This is a genomic window from Anaeromusa acidaminophila DSM 3853 (assembly GCF_000374545.1).
Classification (GTDB): domain Bacteria; phylum Bacillota; class Negativicutes; order Anaeromusales; family Anaeromusaceae; genus Anaeromusa; species Anaeromusa acidaminophila.
In genome coordinates this window covers 43,387-59,801 of record NZ_KB894602.1, presented here as the reverse complement: position 1 = coordinate 59,801, position 16,415 = coordinate 43,387, and the positions used below count along the sequence as shown (strand labels likewise).

General features: G+C 50.0%; 16 protein-coding genes. 4 read left to right on the top strand and 12 right to left on the bottom strand.

Going from position 1 to position 16,415, the window contains the following annotated elements:
• On the bottom strand, positions 1 to 321 hold a 321-nt coding region (locus C508_RS20565), incomplete at its 3' end, for a hypothetical protein (RefSeq protein WP_215731979.1).
• Here C508_RS20565 and C508_RS20935 point away from each other — a divergent pair.
• The gene (locus C508_RS20935; RefSeq protein WP_071595796.1) at positions 301 to 522 is read left to right on the top strand and encodes a cupin domain-containing protein; all 222 of its coding nucleotides are present in this window, start codon (positions 301 to 303) and stop codon (positions 520 to 522) included. The two genes, C508_RS20565 and C508_RS20935, sit on opposite strands and share 21 nt — an antisense overlap.
• 93 nt (positions 523 to 615) lie before the next feature.
• On the opposite strand, the gene C508_RS19610 is transcribed toward C508_RS20935, so the two are convergent.
• Positions 616 to 2,655, bottom strand: coding sequence for a diguanylate cyclase (locus tag C508_RS19610; RefSeq protein ID WP_018704208.1), 2,040 nt, complete (start codon positions 2,653 to 2,655; stop codon positions 616 to 618).
• A 283-nt stretch (positions 2,656 to 2,938) separates the two neighbouring features.
• On the opposite strand from C508_RS19610, the gene C508_RS0114040 reads away from it, so the two are divergent.
• On the top strand, positions 2,939 to 4,399 hold the full coding sequence (locus tag C508_RS0114040; protein ID WP_018704207.1) for a M20 family metallopeptidase: 1,461 nt from the start codon (positions 2,939 to 2,941) through the stop codon (positions 4,397 to 4,399).
• 67 nt (positions 4,400 to 4,466) lie between these two features.
• On the opposite strand, the gene C508_RS0114035 is transcribed toward C508_RS0114040, so the two are convergent.
• Positions 4,467 to 5,756: a dicarboxylate/amino acid:cation symporter gene (locus tag C508_RS0114035; protein ID WP_018704206.1), complete on the bottom strand. Its 1,290-nt coding sequence runs from the start codon at positions 5,754 to 5,756 to the stop codon at positions 4,467 to 4,469.
• A gap of 343 nt (positions 5,757 to 6,099) precedes the next feature.
• Here C508_RS0114035 and C508_RS0114030 point away from each other — a divergent pair, with 343 nt between their 5' ends.
• Positions 6,100 to 6,594, top strand: coding sequence for a GNAT family N-acetyltransferase (locus C508_RS0114030; RefSeq protein ID WP_026319544.1), 495 nt, complete (start codon positions 6,100 to 6,102; stop codon positions 6,592 to 6,594).
• Here C508_RS0114030 and C508_RS18735 read toward each other — a convergent pair.
• Entirely contained in the window at positions 6,591 to 7,391 is an 801-nt protein-coding gene (locus C508_RS18735) for a polysaccharide deacetylase family protein (RefSeq protein ID WP_018704204.1), read from the bottom strand. The genes C508_RS0114030 and C508_RS18735 overlap by 4 nt on opposite strands.
• A 48-nt stretch (positions 7,392 to 7,439) precedes the next feature.
• Here C508_RS18735 and C508_RS0114020 point away from each other — a divergent pair, with 48 nt between their 5' ends.
• On the top strand, positions 7,440 to 8,336 hold the full coding sequence (locus C508_RS0114020) for a radical SAM protein (RefSeq protein ID WP_018704203.1): 897 nt from the start codon (positions 7,440 to 7,442) through the stop codon (positions 8,334 to 8,336).
• Between the two features lie 17 nt (positions 8,337 to 8,353).
• On the opposite strand, the gene C508_RS0114015 is transcribed toward C508_RS0114020, so the two are convergent.
• The 8 genes from C508_RS0114015 to C508_RS19605 form a co-directional block, all read right to left on the bottom strand.
• On the bottom strand, positions 8,354 to 8,689 hold the full coding sequence (locus tag C508_RS0114015) for a DUF4870 domain-containing protein (protein WP_018704202.1): 336 nt from the start codon (positions 8,687 to 8,689) through the stop codon (positions 8,354 to 8,356).
• A gap of 30 nt (positions 8,690 to 8,719) precedes the next feature.
• A complete protein-coding gene (locus C508_RS0114010) occupies positions 8,720 to 9,502 on the bottom strand; it encodes an enoyl-CoA hydratase/isomerase family protein (protein ID WP_018704201.1) in 783 nt (260 codons plus the stop codon).
• Positions 9,503 to 9,534: 32 nt separating this feature from the next.
• Entirely contained in the window at positions 9,535 to 9,918 is a 384-nt protein-coding gene (gene crcB / locus C508_RS0114005; RefSeq protein ID WP_018704200.1) for a fluoride efflux transporter CrcB, read from the bottom strand.
• Complete coding sequence (locus tag C508_RS0114000; protein WP_018704199.1) at positions 9,915 to 10,271, bottom strand: DUF190 domain-containing protein; 357 nt, start codon at positions 10,269 to 10,271, stop codon at positions 9,915 to 9,917. The genes crcB and C508_RS0114000 overlap by 4 nt, the downstream gene beginning before the upstream one ends.
• A 100-nt stretch (positions 10,272 to 10,371) precedes the next feature.
• Complete coding sequence (gene dpaL, locus C508_RS0113995; RefSeq protein ID WP_018704198.1) at positions 10,372 to 11,592, bottom strand: diaminopropionate ammonia-lyase; 1,221 nt, start codon at positions 11,590 to 11,592, stop codon at positions 10,372 to 10,374.
• A gap of 186 nt (positions 11,593 to 11,778) precedes the next feature.
• Entirely contained in the window at positions 11,779 to 12,735 is a 957-nt protein-coding gene (locus C508_RS0113990; protein ID WP_018704197.1) for an NAD(P)-dependent oxidoreductase, read from the bottom strand.
• Positions 12,736 to 12,878: 143 nt separating this feature from the next.
• Positions 12,879 to 13,862, bottom strand: coding sequence for a diguanylate cyclase (locus C508_RS18730; RefSeq protein WP_018704196.1), 984 nt, complete (start codon positions 13,860 to 13,862; stop codon positions 12,879 to 12,881).
• The gene (locus C508_RS19605) at positions 13,846 to 16,410 is read right to left on the bottom strand and encodes a hybrid sensor histidine kinase/response regulator (RefSeq protein ID WP_018704195.1); all 2,565 of its coding nucleotides are present in this window, start codon (positions 16,408 to 16,410) and stop codon (positions 13,846 to 13,848) included. Before C508_RS19605 ends, C508_RS18730 begins: the two co-directional genes overlap by 17 nt.
• Positions 16,411 to 16,415: the final 5 nt, after the last annotated feature.

Sequence of the window (16,415 nt, the reverse complement as noted above, 5' to 3'; positions counted from 1 at the left end):
AATTGTTGCTAACTTAAGATCCACTGGTGGATGTCTAGGGTGATCCGGTTTGTTATTCCATTGCCTCCTTGAAGCTTTTATTCTGGGTGGCAAATCTCTTTCTGCTATCCAGTTATATAATGCCTTCCTTGTTGGAAACCCCAAGCACTGAATAACTTTAGTCACGGATTTGCATTGGTCATACAGTGTTAGCGCTCGTTTTTTCTGGCCTTCTGAATACATTTTTCTTGCCCCTTTCAGAATGCCACCCGAGTCCAACTTTTTGTCCGCATCCCCCCTTTTGAAATATTTACCGCAAAATTGCAGCCGCAGAGTACGCATTTTGCATCTCCCCACGCTATCGGCTCGGAAGAATACGTCCTATTGAGCGAAGGTTCCTTATACATAAACGTAAACAACACGGAGTATAAGCTGCAAAGCGGCGACGCCCTGCGTTTTCCAGCTAGCCAGCCTCACCATTACCACAATCCCTGCCTCCAGGAACTTTCTTTTCATTGCATGCTCTACCATGCCCGCACCTAAAACAGACCGCGCTTGGCAGTACGAACTGCCCAAGCGCGGTCTATTCTTTTTATGCAGTAAGGCACACTCTTCGGGAAAAGCGCACACCGGGTTCTAAAATAATACGACTTTGTTTCTGCCGCTCTTTTTCGCCTGATATAAGGCGTCATCCACTCGTTTTAACCAAGATTCCAACGTATCCTCGCTCATAAATTCCGCCACTCCAATGCTCACGGTCAGACGTAGCTTTTTAGCTGAAAGAGGCTTGTTTTCTACTTCTCTGCGCAACTTCTCTGCTGCCGCCACAGCCGCCTCGCCCGTACTACAGGGCAACAACACCGCAAATTCCTCGCCGCCCCAGCGATAAATCGAGTCTACAACGCGAAGATTTTGCTGGATCCGTTCCACTACCTCCACTAAAACCTGATCCCCCACCAGATGTCCGTGCTCATCATTGATCTGCTTGAAGAAATCAATATCAATAAGTAGAATCGATACTTCTTCTTGATAACGCTGACTGCGCAGCATTTCTTGTTCCGCTGTTTCTTCAAACTTGCGTCGATTCCAGGCTCCGGTCAACCGATCCGTCAGAGCGATCTCCTCCAAATGCTCATTCGCCATGCGCAGCTTACGATTGCTTTCATCAAGCATCCTCCAAGCCATTTGCAAATCAATCTGCTGTTCTTCGCTACGTTTTAATTCTTCGCGCAGCTGCACCTTAACCTGTACTTTTTCTAAGGCCACGGCCGCCAAAAATGCATACTGCTCCAAGAAACTTAGCTGCTCTTCGCTAGGAGAAAAAGGCTTCTCTCTCCACGAAATACCAAACACGCCCAATGTTCGGCCTCCGCTGTTCAGAGGATACATAAGCACCGTACTGACCTGTCTCAGTTCCGGCTCCAGCAGTTTATCCGGCACTTGTTGGTAATCCGGTATATGCTGTCTTTTTCCTTGCGCTAGCACTTGGCCGCTTACGCCAGCCGTACTATCAAATTTCCTCTCTTTCATATCGTTATATAAGCCGACAGCATACGGAAATTCCAGATTTCCCTTACTATCAACAACCGAAATATAACCATCCGGCGCATCCATAAGCTGCGCCGCATCGGTAATGATGGTTTTCAGCAGATCCCCTACTTCATCTCGGTCCTGTACTAAATGACTCGTTATTGTTTGAAATGAAGCCATTTGTCGCGCAAAAGTTTCCACCTGCCTTGTCAAAGCTTCCTCTTTTTTCACGCGTCGCACCAATAGCGCCGTAACCGCGCTAATCAATAGAGTAACCGCCAAAGAAGCCAATAGATAAAATTGCCTTCTTTCGGCAATATCTTTTTTAACCTGGCTTACGTCCACACCAGTCGCAGCAATCAAAGGATATGATTCCAGTGCATAGTAATGAAAAATTCGCTCCTCGCCACTCTGATCATAAAAAGACCCTGTATCACCTTCCATTTGCTGCCGCGTCTGCTGTCCTAAAAATTGCCCCAACGCTTCTTGCTTTCCTTCTAGAAGAGCCTCTGGCTGCCAAGAACGAAGGGTATTATCTTCTCCTAAAACAACAAGCACCGCATCACTTTCCAATTCCAATTCCCAAAGAAATTCCGTCAAAGCGCGTTTAGAACTTGTCGCAAATACAACACCTCGAAATACGCCCGCCTTATCCCAAATACCTCGACTCCAGGTCAACATCGAATCTTCTGTCGTCATAAGAGAAGCGCTATGCAATTGATCTTGAGCTTGCTGCTGATGATGCTTAAAAAAAGGTTCATTCGCTACCGATTTACGAGCTTCTTCTCCGGTATAAACAGCAACCACACGCCCTGTTTCATCAGCCACCGCCAAAGACAATACTCGTTCTTGTAAGAAGTTTTGTGAAACCGATGCCTCTTCGGATCCATTTCGTAACCATTGATGATGTTGACGCACAATTTTCAGCGCATCATCGACATTCTGCACCGAATGATACACATGGTCAGCAAAGGAGCGGCCATAGGTTACACTGACTCTTATAGCCTCCCGTTTTTCAATCTCCGATTCTACTAAAATCCGGTGCCACGTGGAAAACCAAAGCAGCAGCAACAGCCCGATCCCTAAATAGAGGATGATTCGATCCATCGAAACAAACTTCGTTTTCGCCTTCTGTTTCTGCTCCATCTTCTGGCATGCTCCTCTCTTTACCATTGTAAAAGTATGCCAATTTTAGTTTTGCTGTTATATTCCATGCACCACTCTTTAATCCCTTTTCATCGCTTCTAGTTTCCTTACTTTTCCCGCCTAACGGCGTTGAGCCTCCGGAAATGTGCTAAAATAAAGGAAGTGAGCGAAGACTCCGCCGATAAATTTTTCACTAAACTTCTTTTAAGGATACGCCAAGCAACAGGACGGTAGAACAAGAACAAATCACAAAAAAGCCTTGGTAACGGAAGGGATGAACGATATGGTTTACAACGATTTAGAACGGCTAATTGAAGAAAAAAAGCAACGTTGGACCCATGCCAGCGATGAAATTTGGAGCTATGCCGAAACAAAATTCCAAGAAACGCGCTCCAGCGAACTGCTTTGTTCGCTTTTGGAGCAAGAAGGCTTTGATGTCGAAACCGGCGTCGCCGGTTTGCCCACCGCCTTTGCCGCCTCCTTTGGCAGCGGCGCGCCGGTCATTGCCTTTCTCGGCGAATATGACGCCCTTTCCGGTTTGAGCCAGCAAGAACGCCTCGCTGAAAAAAAGCCTCTTGAAGAAGGCGGCAACGGCCATGGCTGCGGCCACCACCTGCTCGGCGTCGGCTCCCTGGCGGCAGCGGTAGCTGTCAAAGAGATTCTCGAAAAAAATAAGCTCCCCGGCACGGTGCGCTACTATGGCTGCCCTGGCGAAGAAGGCGGCTCCGGTAAAGCCTTTATGGCCCGCGCCGGCGTCTTCGAGGATGTCGACGCCGCTTTAACCTGGCACCCCCTGACGCATAACGCCATCTGGTCCACCCGCTTTTTAGCCAACTACCAAGTCGCGTTCCGTTTTCACGGCAAGAGTTCTCATGCCGCTTCCGCGCCTCATGTAGGACGCAGCGCCTTAGACGCCTTAGAGCTCATGAATATCGGCGTGAACTACCTCCGGGAACATGTCGTCCCGGACGCACGCATGCACTATGCCATTACCAACAGCGGCGGCGCCTCCCCCAACGTCGTCCAAAGCGAAGCCGAAGTGCTGTACCTGCTGCGAGCGCCGGAGCTAGCCCAGGTTCAAGACATTTATGAGCGCGTCTGCGCCATCGCCCATGGAGCTGCTTTAATGACCGGAACCACCCACGAAGTCCTTTTTCAAAAAGCCTGCTCCAATTACATTCCAAACAACGCCTTAGAAACTATCATGTATCGCCACTTGCAGCAAGTTACCCTCCCTGCGTTACCGGAAAACGAACAGAAACTGGCGCAGCAGCTTCACCAAACCATGACGCAAGAGGATTTGCAAAACGATCTGCATATGGCGGAATTGCTTTTAGGAGGACAGCACCGCGAGCTGCTGCCAGGCATCCGCAAGCAGCTTGTCGCTGACAGAATTCTGCCCCATGTTCACGCGGCTTCTCTGCTGCCTGGCTCCAGCGACGTCGGAGATGTCAGCTGGCTAGTACCGACTGCGCAGTGCAGTACGGCTTGCTACGTATTCGGCACGCCAGGCCATTCCTGGCAAATGGTCGCCCAAGGAACTTCCTCGTTAGCGCACCAGGGCATGCTGACCGCCGCTAAAGTCCTAGCCCGCACCGCTTTGGAGCTTTTCTCTCAGCCGGAGCAGATTCAGCTCGCCAAAGCAGAGCTGCTTCAGACTTTGGATGGCCGCACCTATCAATGCCCCATTCCGCAGGACATACAGCCGCCGCTTGAGACCAATACAAAAAAGGCCACTACCTAGGCGCAAAGAGAACCGGCAAGCGTTTATGAAAACGCTTGCCGGTTCTCTTTAGCAATTCTTTTTGTCTTTAACTCGCCGCTTCTTGACAATCTTCTTCCTGCTCGCCAAGGCTATTCGCTAGCCAGTTCTTTCCTTCCACCAAGCGCGCCACCAACATAGAGCAAGCCACATTCCCGGTGGAGTTAAGAAGAGTTGCCGGCGCGTCTATAATGGTGCTGATAACCGCAATAATCGGCAGCACTTCCGGTGAAAAACCGTACACGCTGATAATCAACATCTCGCCGATCATGCCGCCTCCCGGAATGGCCCCCATTACAGCGCCGACCAGGAAAGAAACGCCGATAAGCCCCAGCCAGGTACTCCAGCTTGTCATATCCATACCGAACAAGCCGAAGAGAAAAGTAATTTTCAGCACCCCGCCGAACACGGAACCATCCTTATGCAAATTAGCGCCCAATGGAATGACCGTCTCCACCATATCCGCCGGCACGCCCATTTTTTTGGCGGCCATAAGATTAACGGGAATGGATGCAGCGCTGGAGCAGGTGGCAATGGCCGTTAAAGACGGCGGCAATGCATTACGCCAGAAAACGCCTACGCCTTGCTTCCCTGCCGCCAGATACGCATAGAGTGTAAAGAAGCCGAAATAGTAAATAACCGTCAATACCAGATACACAATAAACGTATTCAAGTAGCCTTGCAAAATTTGCGTACCTAATTCACCTACCACATTGGCAAAATACGCGCCTAAGCCAATCGGCGCATAATACATCACTAATTGTACTATTTTCATCATAACCTGCGTGGCTGCCGCCAAAAAGGATGCAACCGGCTTCGCCGCCTCGCCCACTAGGGCCGTTGCCAAACCGGTCAAGGCAGCCAGCACAATCAGCGGTAAAATATGCGACTTAGAAAGAACCTGCGAAAAATCGCTCACCGTAAAGGTTTTGACCAATTGCTCCGCCGTATTCAGTTGCTTCGCTTTTTCCGGCGTCCCGCCTTCCGCAGCCACGACGCTTTGCAACGTAGCGAAGTTAATGCCTTCGGTCGGATTCATAGCAACAGTCACGCCTAATCCCAGTACAGCGGACAATAAGGCGGTAACTACAAATACGACCACTACACTGCTCATAATCTTGCCTAAGCGACGCATTTCTCCGCCCATCGAAGCGATAGCCGAAGCAATGCTAAAAAACACCATGGGTACGATAATCATAAAGAGCAGGTTTAAAAACAAATCTCCCAGCGGCTTCAACACCACCGCCTCCGGCCCCATGACAACTCCCAGAACTCCGCCCGCCAACACGGCGAGCAATAAGATAATGGAAAACATATACTCCTTGGCAATCTCTTTCATTTTCTACACTTCCTAACTTTTTTCGATCAGCAGCGTTAGCTTGCGCCTTGGAGTTGCAAAAACGCACTCAACCAGCACAGATTCCTCCATGCTGTCCAAGTGCGCCATCGCAACCTCAAGCGACCACGGCCTCACTTGGCGTGTCAGTCCTGTCAGCCTGCGTATCTTTATAATTTTAATCTAGTTCGCCACTGCTTTTGAAAGTCCTGTCAGTTTTCTTTAGGCTTCAATAACATTTTGTAAGATTCTCAAAAATTATTTTTAAGGAGGATTGATGCTATAATCAAACGAATTGATGTATAGCTTCCTCTTAGATAGTATTGGCAAGAAAGAAGGCTTTTTTATGACCATTGCAATTCGCAACGCCCGCGCCCAAGACGCCGAAGCCGTCGCCGCAATTGAAGCGTTATGTTTTCCCGCCGCCGAAGCGGCTTCCGCTCAAACAATTGCCGCACGGATTGCCGCTTTTCCATCCTATTTTTTTGTAGCGGAACAAAATGGCGCCCTCATCGGCTTCGTCAATGGCTGCGTTACCAACAGCCCGATCATTGAAGATGAGCTTTTCCAAGACCCAAGCCGCCATATTCCAGGAGGAACTCATGCAGCCATTTTCGGCCTGGATGTTGTTCCTAACCGCCGTCGTCAAGGCATAGCCGCGCAATTAATGCGTCACTTCATCAGCGAAGCGCAGCGCCAAGGGCAACGCCATGTCATCCTTACCTGCAAAAAACATCTGCTTCGCTATTACGAAACCTTCGGCTATGTAAATAACGGTCTTTCGCAATCCACCCACGGAGGCGCCGAATGGTACGATATGACTTTGGATTTAGAACGCTAATCTAAATAATCCAGCAAGGAAGCGTCTTCCGTTGTTTCCAGCCGGTCCAGTATCGCGTCGAAATCTGTATAGCTGAAAACAGGAATACGCCGCAGCAAATAAGGGTTGTCTTTGTCTGGACAGTTGATGCCCGGCAGCACGGTAAAGGCTCCGGCATAACCGCTTTGCGCCGTTTTCTCCAGCACCTCCAGATTGTAAAAACCGCCAGGATAGGCAAAATAATCGATCGGCCGTCCCGCCAAGCGCTCTACGCCGCGACGGCTTTGCCCCACTTCCTTCTCCAGCTCGACCGCTGCTAATTTTGTCAGATCGGGATGGCTACGCGTATGAGAGCCAATTTCGATACCCGCCTGCTCCATCTCTTGAATCTGTTGCACCGAAAGGCGATTCTTGCGGTCAAAATTGCGTTGCACCATAAAAATAGCCGCTCGAAACCCTTCCTGTTTGAGCACAGGGAACGCCTGCGTATAGTTATCCTCATAGCCATCGTCAAAGGTGATTAAGACCGGCTTAGCCGGCAACTTGACCGAAGCTCCCTTCATGTAGGAGGTCAGATCAGCCAAAGAAACGCTCTGATACCCCCGCTCATGCAACTCCTTCATTTGCCGGGAAAACTCCGACGTCTCCACATTCAAATACGGATAATCCGGAGCTTCTTCTCCCACATAATGATACAGCAGCACAGGAATCCCCTTAAAGGCGGCCTGCGCTTGCACGCTAACCGGCAAAAACAGCAGCAGGCTGGCCGTAACCGCCATTACGCTTGTTTTCAAGTAAGTAAAAACTATTTTTCTCATCTACTGCATCTCCTAAACTAACAATACTATTTTTCGGGAGGAATATTCATGTATTTTGATAATGCCGAAGGTCCTGTTTTCCGCCCCCCCAGCGAAGCCGACAGTTTGATCCTCCGCGTCACTATCGGCTGCTCCCACAATGCCTGCACCTATTGTAATATGTATCGCAGCGTTGCGTTTCGCATGCGCCCCCAAGAAGAAATTGACGCGCAGCTACAGCAGGCGCAGCGCTATGCCGCTCATATTCACCGGGTCTTCCTGGGCGACGGCAACGCTCTCGTACTGCCAACAGAGCGTCTCTTGGCTATTTTAGCACAAATTCAAGCTGTATTGCCAAAAGTGCGCCGCGTCTCCTGCTATGCCGGCCCCAAGGACATGCTGCGCAAAACGCCAGCCGAGCTGGTCGCTCTGCGCCAAGCCGGGCTTAAGCTAGTCTACTACGGTATGGAGTCGGGCGACGACGTCGTGCTGGCTCATGTCAATAAAGGAGTCACCGCTACGGAATCCATCGAAGCCGGCCAGCGCATCACAGCCGCAGGCATCAAGCTTTCGATGATGGTTATTCTCGGCTTGGGCGGCCAAGAAGCATCAGAGCGTCACGCCCACAACACCGCCTTGGCGGTCAGCGCTATCCGTCCGCATATGCTCAGCGCCCTGACGCTGATGATGTACCGCGGCAGCGAGCTGCTGGAAGAGTTTGAAAGCGGCCGTTTCCCCATTCTTTCTCCTGCCGGCATCATGGGGGAGCTACATTTGCTGCTGCAAGGCATTGAACTGCCGCCGGAGCATCATTGCCTTTTTCGCAGCAACCATATTTCCAACTACATCAATTTCGCCGGCACGCTGCCTAAAGACAAAGAGCGCCTTTTGTCCGAAAGCCTGGCGGCTCAAGACAAGTTGGCGCTCCTCAAAAGCTGGGATCCTTACAACAATGTAGAAAGGTAAAGACTGCCGAGAGCTGCTTACCGCAATTGCCGTTCCGCCAGCTCCCCAAAAAACGGTAAGCTATACCGCTCCCCTTGAAAACCCTTGTACATCATTAGCAGCCAAACAAACAGCGTAGCTGGTCCAATCACGATGGAAATGAGCATTCCAATAAACGGCAGCAAATGCGCCATTAGCGAAATAACCATCAAAGAGCCAAAGGTCACCAACGACTGCATGGCGTGAAAGCGAACAAATTTGTTTTCCTTTTCCAGCAGTAAAAATACGATCCCCGACAGCCAGCCCAGCAAATAGCACAAGCCTGCCGCCGTATTCGCGCTTAATCCCACCGACGTTTTACCCCAATCCGTCATCTTGGCGCCTCCTTTTTCTTTGTTCCTGCCTTAGCGTCCGCTAAAGGCAGGTTTTCTTTTTTCCCGAAACGCCGCTACGCCTTCCTGATGATCCTCGGTTTCCAAGCACTGCGCCTGCAGTTGCGCCTCCAACTGCGCCATCTGCTCAAAATCCGCTTCCTGGCTGGTATGCAAAGCAGCCTTTGTTTTTGCCAACGCCAAGGGCGGCGCTAACGCTAGGCGAGTCGCCCAAAAACCGGCTTCCTCATCCAATTCGTCGGCTTCCGCCAGATGGTTTAACAAGCCCCATTCATAAAGGGTTTCCGCCGAAACCGCATCACCGATAAACATCAATTCCTTAGCCCGATGCATACCTAAAAGACGAGGCAGCAGATATAGACCGCCGCAATCCGGCACCAAACCCACTTTAGCAAAACTCTGCGCGAATTTTGCTGACCGGGATGCAATAACCAAATCACAGGCCAAGGCCAAATTAAAGCCCGCTCCGGCTGCTACGCCATGCACCTTGGCTAAAACCGGCTTTGGCATCTCCCGAATAATTTTTACCAAATTGCCAACTTCTTCGATAAACGTCTTAGCCTGGGACGTACCGGCAATAGACTCTAGATAATTCAAGTCACCGCCGGCGCAAAAGGCGCGGCCGCTGCCAGTCAGCACTACCACCCGTACCGACGCGTCAACCGCCGCCTCTTCCAACACCTGCCGCAGTTCTTCCGTCATTTCATCATTAAGCGCATTGAGCGCTTCCGGACGATGCAACGTCACGGTCAACACTTCCGCCTGCTTTGTTACCATTACTGTTCTTTCACTCATCTGTCCCGCCTCCTTCTTATTCTCTCCGTCCTCTACCACAGACGTGCGCAGAAAAAGCCCGCCCAAGTAGATGCCAAGCAAAGGATCACATTGCTGCCTGCATTGGCGAAGGCCTGACTCATAGCCCCTTCCTGGACCAACCGCAGCGTTTCATAGCTAAAGGAAGAAAAGGTTGTCAGACCGCCTAGAAAGCCTACGGATATAAATAAACGCCATTGCGGATCCAATTCCAATCGTTCTAAAAACAGGGTCATAAATAACCCGATAATAAAGGAACCGGCCACATTTACCAACAACGTTCCATAGGGAAAAGCGCTGCCAAAACGCTCCGCCGCCCAAATGGTAACCAAGTACCGCGTCACAGCCCCCATCCCGCCGCCAAAAGCGATAATCGCCAGATCCAAGGCCATGCTCATCGTATTTTCTCCTTGCCGTCGTTGTGGCGATAATGAACCACTTCGATGTTCTCCAAGGTTACCATGCCCTGCCCTACGGCTTCATCCAAAAATGGCAGCAGCTTGGCGATGTATTCTTCGCTATCTACTAGTTCCACCACAATCGGCAAATCACTAGATAGCTCTACCAAACGCGATGTATGAATCCGGCTATTGGCGCCAAAGCCCTCCAAGCCGCGAAACACCGAAGCGCCAGCCAAATCCAGCGCCTTGGCCTTCGCGACAATGGCATGGTATACAGGCTGTCCTTGATACCGATCCGACTCTCCCACATACACGCGCAAACGCTGAGCCTGCCCGCTAATTTTCACCATTTCCGGTTCACTTCCTTAGACAGTATTTACTTGTATTTTCGCCATATAAAAGACTTCTCCCTGCTTAGGCGGCAATTACAGTCTCCCTTTTATCTCAAATTTATCGACCGCTGGAATAGCTGCCGTCCCAGACAACATCACGGTAACGCTGAGGATCCGTATCCCCTTCCGTACTAAACAGCAAGATTTGAGATTGCGATGTAAGGCCCATCATTTCCTTAGCTTCTCGCCATTCGCTGCGCTCCAGCAACAAGGATAGCAGCCCAAGCGGCACCGCTCCGGATTCTCCGGAAATCACCTGTGCATCGCCGCGAAGCGGATTGCCAAGCACGCGCATACCGCGCGCCGCTACTTCATCGGAGCAGGAGAAAAAGAATTCCCCGTAATCCCGCAACAATTCCCAACCCATATAATTTGCTTCGCCGCAGGCCAACCCCGCCATAATGGTAGTCAAATCGCCTCCAACCGCATGAGGACTGCCGTCATTCGCTACGGCAGAACGATACAAACAATCAGCTGGGCGTGCTTCCACCACGGCTAAACGAGGCCGCTCCTCTCCATAGCGCGCCGCCAGTACGCCTTGCAGCATGCCTGCCAAAGAACCGACACCCGCTTGAATCATTACATGACTAGGCGCCGTTAAGCCATGGTCTTGTTTTAACTGTTCCAACGCCTCATCCGCCATGGTCGCATATCCTTGCATAATCCAAAGTGGAATTTCTTCATATCCTTCCCATGCCGTATCTTGAACAATAACCCAGCCTTCTTCCGCCGCTCGACGGGCTGTATAACGAACCGTATCGTCATAATTCCAGTCCATAATTTCCGCCTCAGCGCCTTCTTGCCGAATCGCTTCCAAACGATATTCCGTCGAGCCTTTCGGCATATACACCACCGCTTTTTGCTGCAACATCTTCGCCGTCCAAGCTACGCCTCGTCCGTGATTGCCATCGGTCGTCGTCGCAAAGGTAATATCTCCCAAGCGGGCTTTTACCTCAGCCCCCGTTAATCTTGAAAAAGGAAGCTCGCTAATATCCATCCCCAGGCGCTCTGCTAAATACTTCCCCATAGCATACGAACCGCCAAGGCCTTTAAACGCATTGAGACCAAATCGGAAGGACTCATCTTTTACATAAATTCCCCCGACTCCCAAGAGTTCCGCCAATCGAGGCAACGAACGCAAAGGCGTGGGCTGGTACTGCGGAAAGCTGCTGTGAAAAGCGCGAACTTTTGCAGTCTCCTCTAAAGAAAATTTCTCCGGAGAGCTCGCTGGATGTTGGTAAAATTTACTAGAACGATTATCTTGCCAACAAATGTTCATGTTCAATCCCCTTTCTTTCAAGCTGCAAAAAAACAGGAACGCCTCCAGGCTCCCTTCCCGCCGCGAACTACCTTCTGCTACTTTTCGGCGTCATTGATTCTTCCCCCTGCCGTCCTTGAAAAGAAAAACAAGCCTACATCATTCTCATGACACAGGCTTGCTTGATGAATTTCGGTACTTCAATCTTTATTTGTTTACTACATTAACGGTTTTGCCGTCAATAAACGCTTTAATGTTCTCCGCAACTAAATCCACCAGACGTTGGCGCGATTCGTAGCGGCGCCAGCCGATATGCGGCGTCATAATCACATTATCCATCGCAAAGAGAGGATTGTCGAGCGCAGGCGGTTCTGGGTCCTGTACATCCAAGGCGGCGCCCGCAAGGCGTCCTTGCTGCAGCGCCTCGATCAAATCGTCTTCTTTGATCAGCGCGCCGCGCGAAGTATTGACGATATACGCCGTAGGCTTCATCAGGGCAATGCGCTCTTTATTGATGATCTGCCGCGTGCTGTCCATAAGCGGGCAATGGAGCGTAATGAAGTCGCTTTGGCGCAATACGTCTTCCAGAGAAGCGTTTTTCACATTGCCTTCAGTCCACTCTTTCGGGAAGGGATCATACACCAGCACGTTCATGCCCAAAGCCACGCCGATTTTGATCGACTCACGGCCAATAGCGCCAGCACCGATAACCCCCAGCGTTTTGCCGGCCACTTCAAAGTGCGGCACTTGCAAGAACTTCGTAAAGTTGGAAAAATCCTTGCGTCCCAGCATACTTTGCTGCTGCGGCAGTGATGCGCTGAGATTAAGCACAAAGGTCATCGCCAATTGCGCTACCGCCACCGTACTGTAGCTGGGGATATTGCAAACGGAAATTCCTTTTTCGCGGGCAGCCGCAATATCAATGTTATTATAGCCGGTACCTGCTTCACAGATCAGCTTAACCGAATCCGGAAATTTGGAAATTACATCCTTGCCTACTGGCATTTCCTTGGTAATTACAACCGTCTGTCCTTGTACCCGCTCCAAAATTTGTTCATTGCTCGTGTCGTCGTAGTTTGTCAACTCTGTCAGCGCCTGTACCGATGAAAAATCCAGCTTTTGATCGAAATCCAATTTGGTTGCATTCAAAAATACCGTTTTCATACTAACCCTCCTCGTAAAATAAGCGTCTTTCGCTTTTTCCCTCGTTAGGATACTTCTTGTCCGTCATTCCATCTGTATTGTAAGACAATTTTTTCTATAATGGAAATGAATATTTTTTATGCAACAAATAACCAAAAAGAATATTAATTTTCACGGCATACTAAGCACTGACCTTCCGCCCCGCAGTAGGCAACACAATTCTTGCTCTGATGCTTCCCTTCATATAAGGCTTGATCCGCTCGTTTGATACTTTCCTCCATGCCTACGTTCACATCTATTGCCGCCACGCCTAGAGTAACCGTTATCTCCAGCTTTTCTCCTTGATAGATAACCGGTTCTTGCGAGATGGTTTTGCGGATGCGCTCGGCAACATGCAGCGCTTCCGGCAAAGAAAGTTCCGGCAAAAGGATTAAGAACTCTTCCCCTCCCCAGCGGGCGACAATATCTTCTTCACGCACAGCCGTCTCCATTCGATGCGATACCAGTTGCAGCACTACGTCGCCGGCTTCATGACCATAGGTATCATTAATCACTTTAAACGAATCGATATCCGCCAAAAGCAAGCTTCCCGACTCGCCTCGGCGACGCATTCTGGCCAGTTCCTCACGCAAGCGTTTCGTGGCGCTGCGCCGATTTTCCAGACCTGTAAGATAATCGGTGCGGACTGTTTTTTCCATCTTATCCAGCAGCGTCTGCAACAGCATATTTTTTTCCTCAAGTTCCGTCGCATACCGTTCTAACTGCTTTTTGGCCTGCCTCAATTCCAGGTGAACTTTCACGCGCGCTCGAAACTCGTCCTCTTGAAACGGTTTCGTAATATAATCCTGCCCTCCAGCCGTAAACCCCTCGACAATGCTCTGAGAGTCAGCCAACGCCGTTAGAAACAACACGGGAATTTCCAGCGTCGCTTCCGCCGACTTGAGAATTTTACAAACCGAAATACCATCCATCTCCGGCATCAATATATCCAGCAAGATTAGGTCTACCGTTTCTTTTTTCAGCAATTCCAAAGCTTCCGCGCCACTCGCAGCCAGCAATACGTGATATTGCTCTCCTAGCCGTTTGCGAATAATTTTAAGCTCTACCAGACTATCGTCAACTACAAGTATTTTAGGCCTCTCCTCCATCTTGCACCTCCCTCGCCGACTCTAATCGTAACTCTTGAAGGGTCTCCAACAATTCTCTGCGATCCAGCTTCACTAAGTAGCGGTCAAATCCTGACTGCAACGCTTGCTTGCGATGTTCTTCATCCGCCAAAGAAGTCAGCGCGACGGCAGGCATAGCTTTAAGTCTTTCCTGGCTTCGCAATAACGCAATCAATTCCAGTCCGTCCAGCTCCGGCATTTCCATGTCGCTAATAAGCACGTCAAAAGACTTTTCTTGCAAATAATCCCATGCTATTTTTCCGTTTTCGGCGATCTTCACTATATAGCCGGCACTCGTCAAACAGCTTTGAACTAGCCGGGCAAATACCGGCGAATCTTCCGCCAGTAAAACCCTTGTTTTCCGGTCCAGCGGTTTATCAAAAACTCCCTCTGGCAACCCTATTCTTTTATTGTATTCCGGTGCCGCATACATAACAAGGCTATGCAAATCCAATACCGTTACAATACGCCCGTCGACTTGCGCGGAACCGATTATGCCGTTTCCTTGTACGCCGTGTTCATCCAACACCAAGTGTAAACGAATCGCATCGTGAATAACGCTTGCTAAAAAACCTACTTTCGCGTGAAGCTTCTTAGTAACAATTACATACAGCTTCTCCTGCGCAAGCGCATTGCTGGCAAACGGCAAATATTCTTCAGGCTGAAAAACACGCAACGTCTCTCCTTGAAGCAGCGCATACTGCTTGCCCCCGACTTCTTGCAATTGATCGCGTGAAATTTCTTCAATCCTGGCAACGAAAGACAAATCCGCCGCCAGTTGCTCCGGCCCGCTGCACTGAAACAAAAGCAAATACATTTCCTCTTGCTCAGCACGCTCCGAAATAAATGCTTCGGCTGGAACCAGCTTCTTTTCTCCTAACGCAAGTCCAGCTTCTAAGCAAAGTCCCTCCGCATCCAAAATCATCGCAACGTTGCCATCTCCAAGCACCGTCAGGCCGGAATAGATCTTTCTGCTTTTCATCACTTCCGGTACCGGCTTGACCAGCACTTCTTCCGTATCATAGACGGAATCTACCGCCAATGCGTAGTCCTGCGCCCCGGCCTTGATCACTAAAATCCGCACATATTCATCGGCTGAAAGAGTCTCGCTGGCATTGTCCTCTCCTAATAATTCACGAAGGTATACAAGAGGCATGCATTGTCCGCGCAGACGCAGAACTGGCTTTCCATTGACTTTCTCCAATCGTTTATCACGCCCGCTGTCAGGCAAGATCAACACTAATTCCCTCACATTGGCTTGGGGAATGGCAAATGTTTGCCCTTGGGACAACACGATAAAGGCGGATATAATAGCCAGAGTCAACGGCAGCACCAGGCGAAATGTCGTCCCTTGCCCCTCGCAAGATTCAATTTCGATTTTTCCGCCGATCTTTTCAATATTCGCTTTTACTACATCCAGCCCTACGCCGCGCCCCGATAAGTCAGTTACCGTTTGCGCCGTAGAAAAAGCGGGATGCAACACAAAGCGCAGCAATTGACCTGAGCTCAGCAGCTCCAGTTCTTTTTCCGTTGCGAATCCTTTTTGCACAGCCGTTTCCTTGATGCGCTTCAAAGAAATGCCCCTGCCGTCGTCACTAACCTCGATCACAACGCGTTCGCTTTCATGATACGCCCGAATTGCCAAAGACGCCTGGCTGGATTTTTTCAGTTGTCGCCGCATACTTGGCTCTTCAATGCCATGATCTAGGGCATTTCGTATCAAGTGGTTCATCGGATCCATTAACGCCTCAATCATGGAGCGATCTAATTCAACTTCCAACCCCGAAAGATGCAGTGACACTTCTTTCCCCAGTTTGCGTGATAAATCCCTGACAATACGCGGAAATTTATTCAAAATCCCGCCCATAGGCTGCATGCGCGTTTGCAATATCTTTTTCTGCAATTGCGTCGTCAACTCGTCAATGCCATTGGAAACCGCTTCTAATTGCGGCATCCCCTGCATTTGCTGAGAAAGCCTGAGAAGTTGATTGCGGCGTAAAACCATTTCTCCCGCCAGAGCTAGCAAATCATTTAAAATTCGTTTGTTTACACGCACATATTCATCGGTGCTGTTTAAAACAGACAGCCCTTCGCCGATTTCTTCCTTTTCTTCCTCAACCGCACCGGGATAACAGGACGTTACCGAAGGCTTTTCTTCCAGCTGCTCCTGAAGCCGCTTCAACACCGCCTCCACATCTGGAGTCAGCGCAACTTCAGGCGGACTCTGCAACAGCTTGCGAAGCGCATCCAATACATTCAACAGCGCATCCATCATAGGAGATGTCACAATAGCCTGCCGTTCTCTGATGCTTCCCAAAAAAGATTCCAAACTATGCGCCACTCGCACCAATGCTTCCATTGAAAAAAAGCCAGCCGTTCCTTTTATACTATGCGCCCCGCGCAAAATAACTCGTACAGCCTCTTCATCGGCGGAATGCTTTTCCAGCCTCAACAACGCTTCTTCCATCGCCGCCAAATGAGCTTTTGCCTCCAGCACGAATTCTTGTCGCAATTCCTCATCGGTTTCCATCGTCA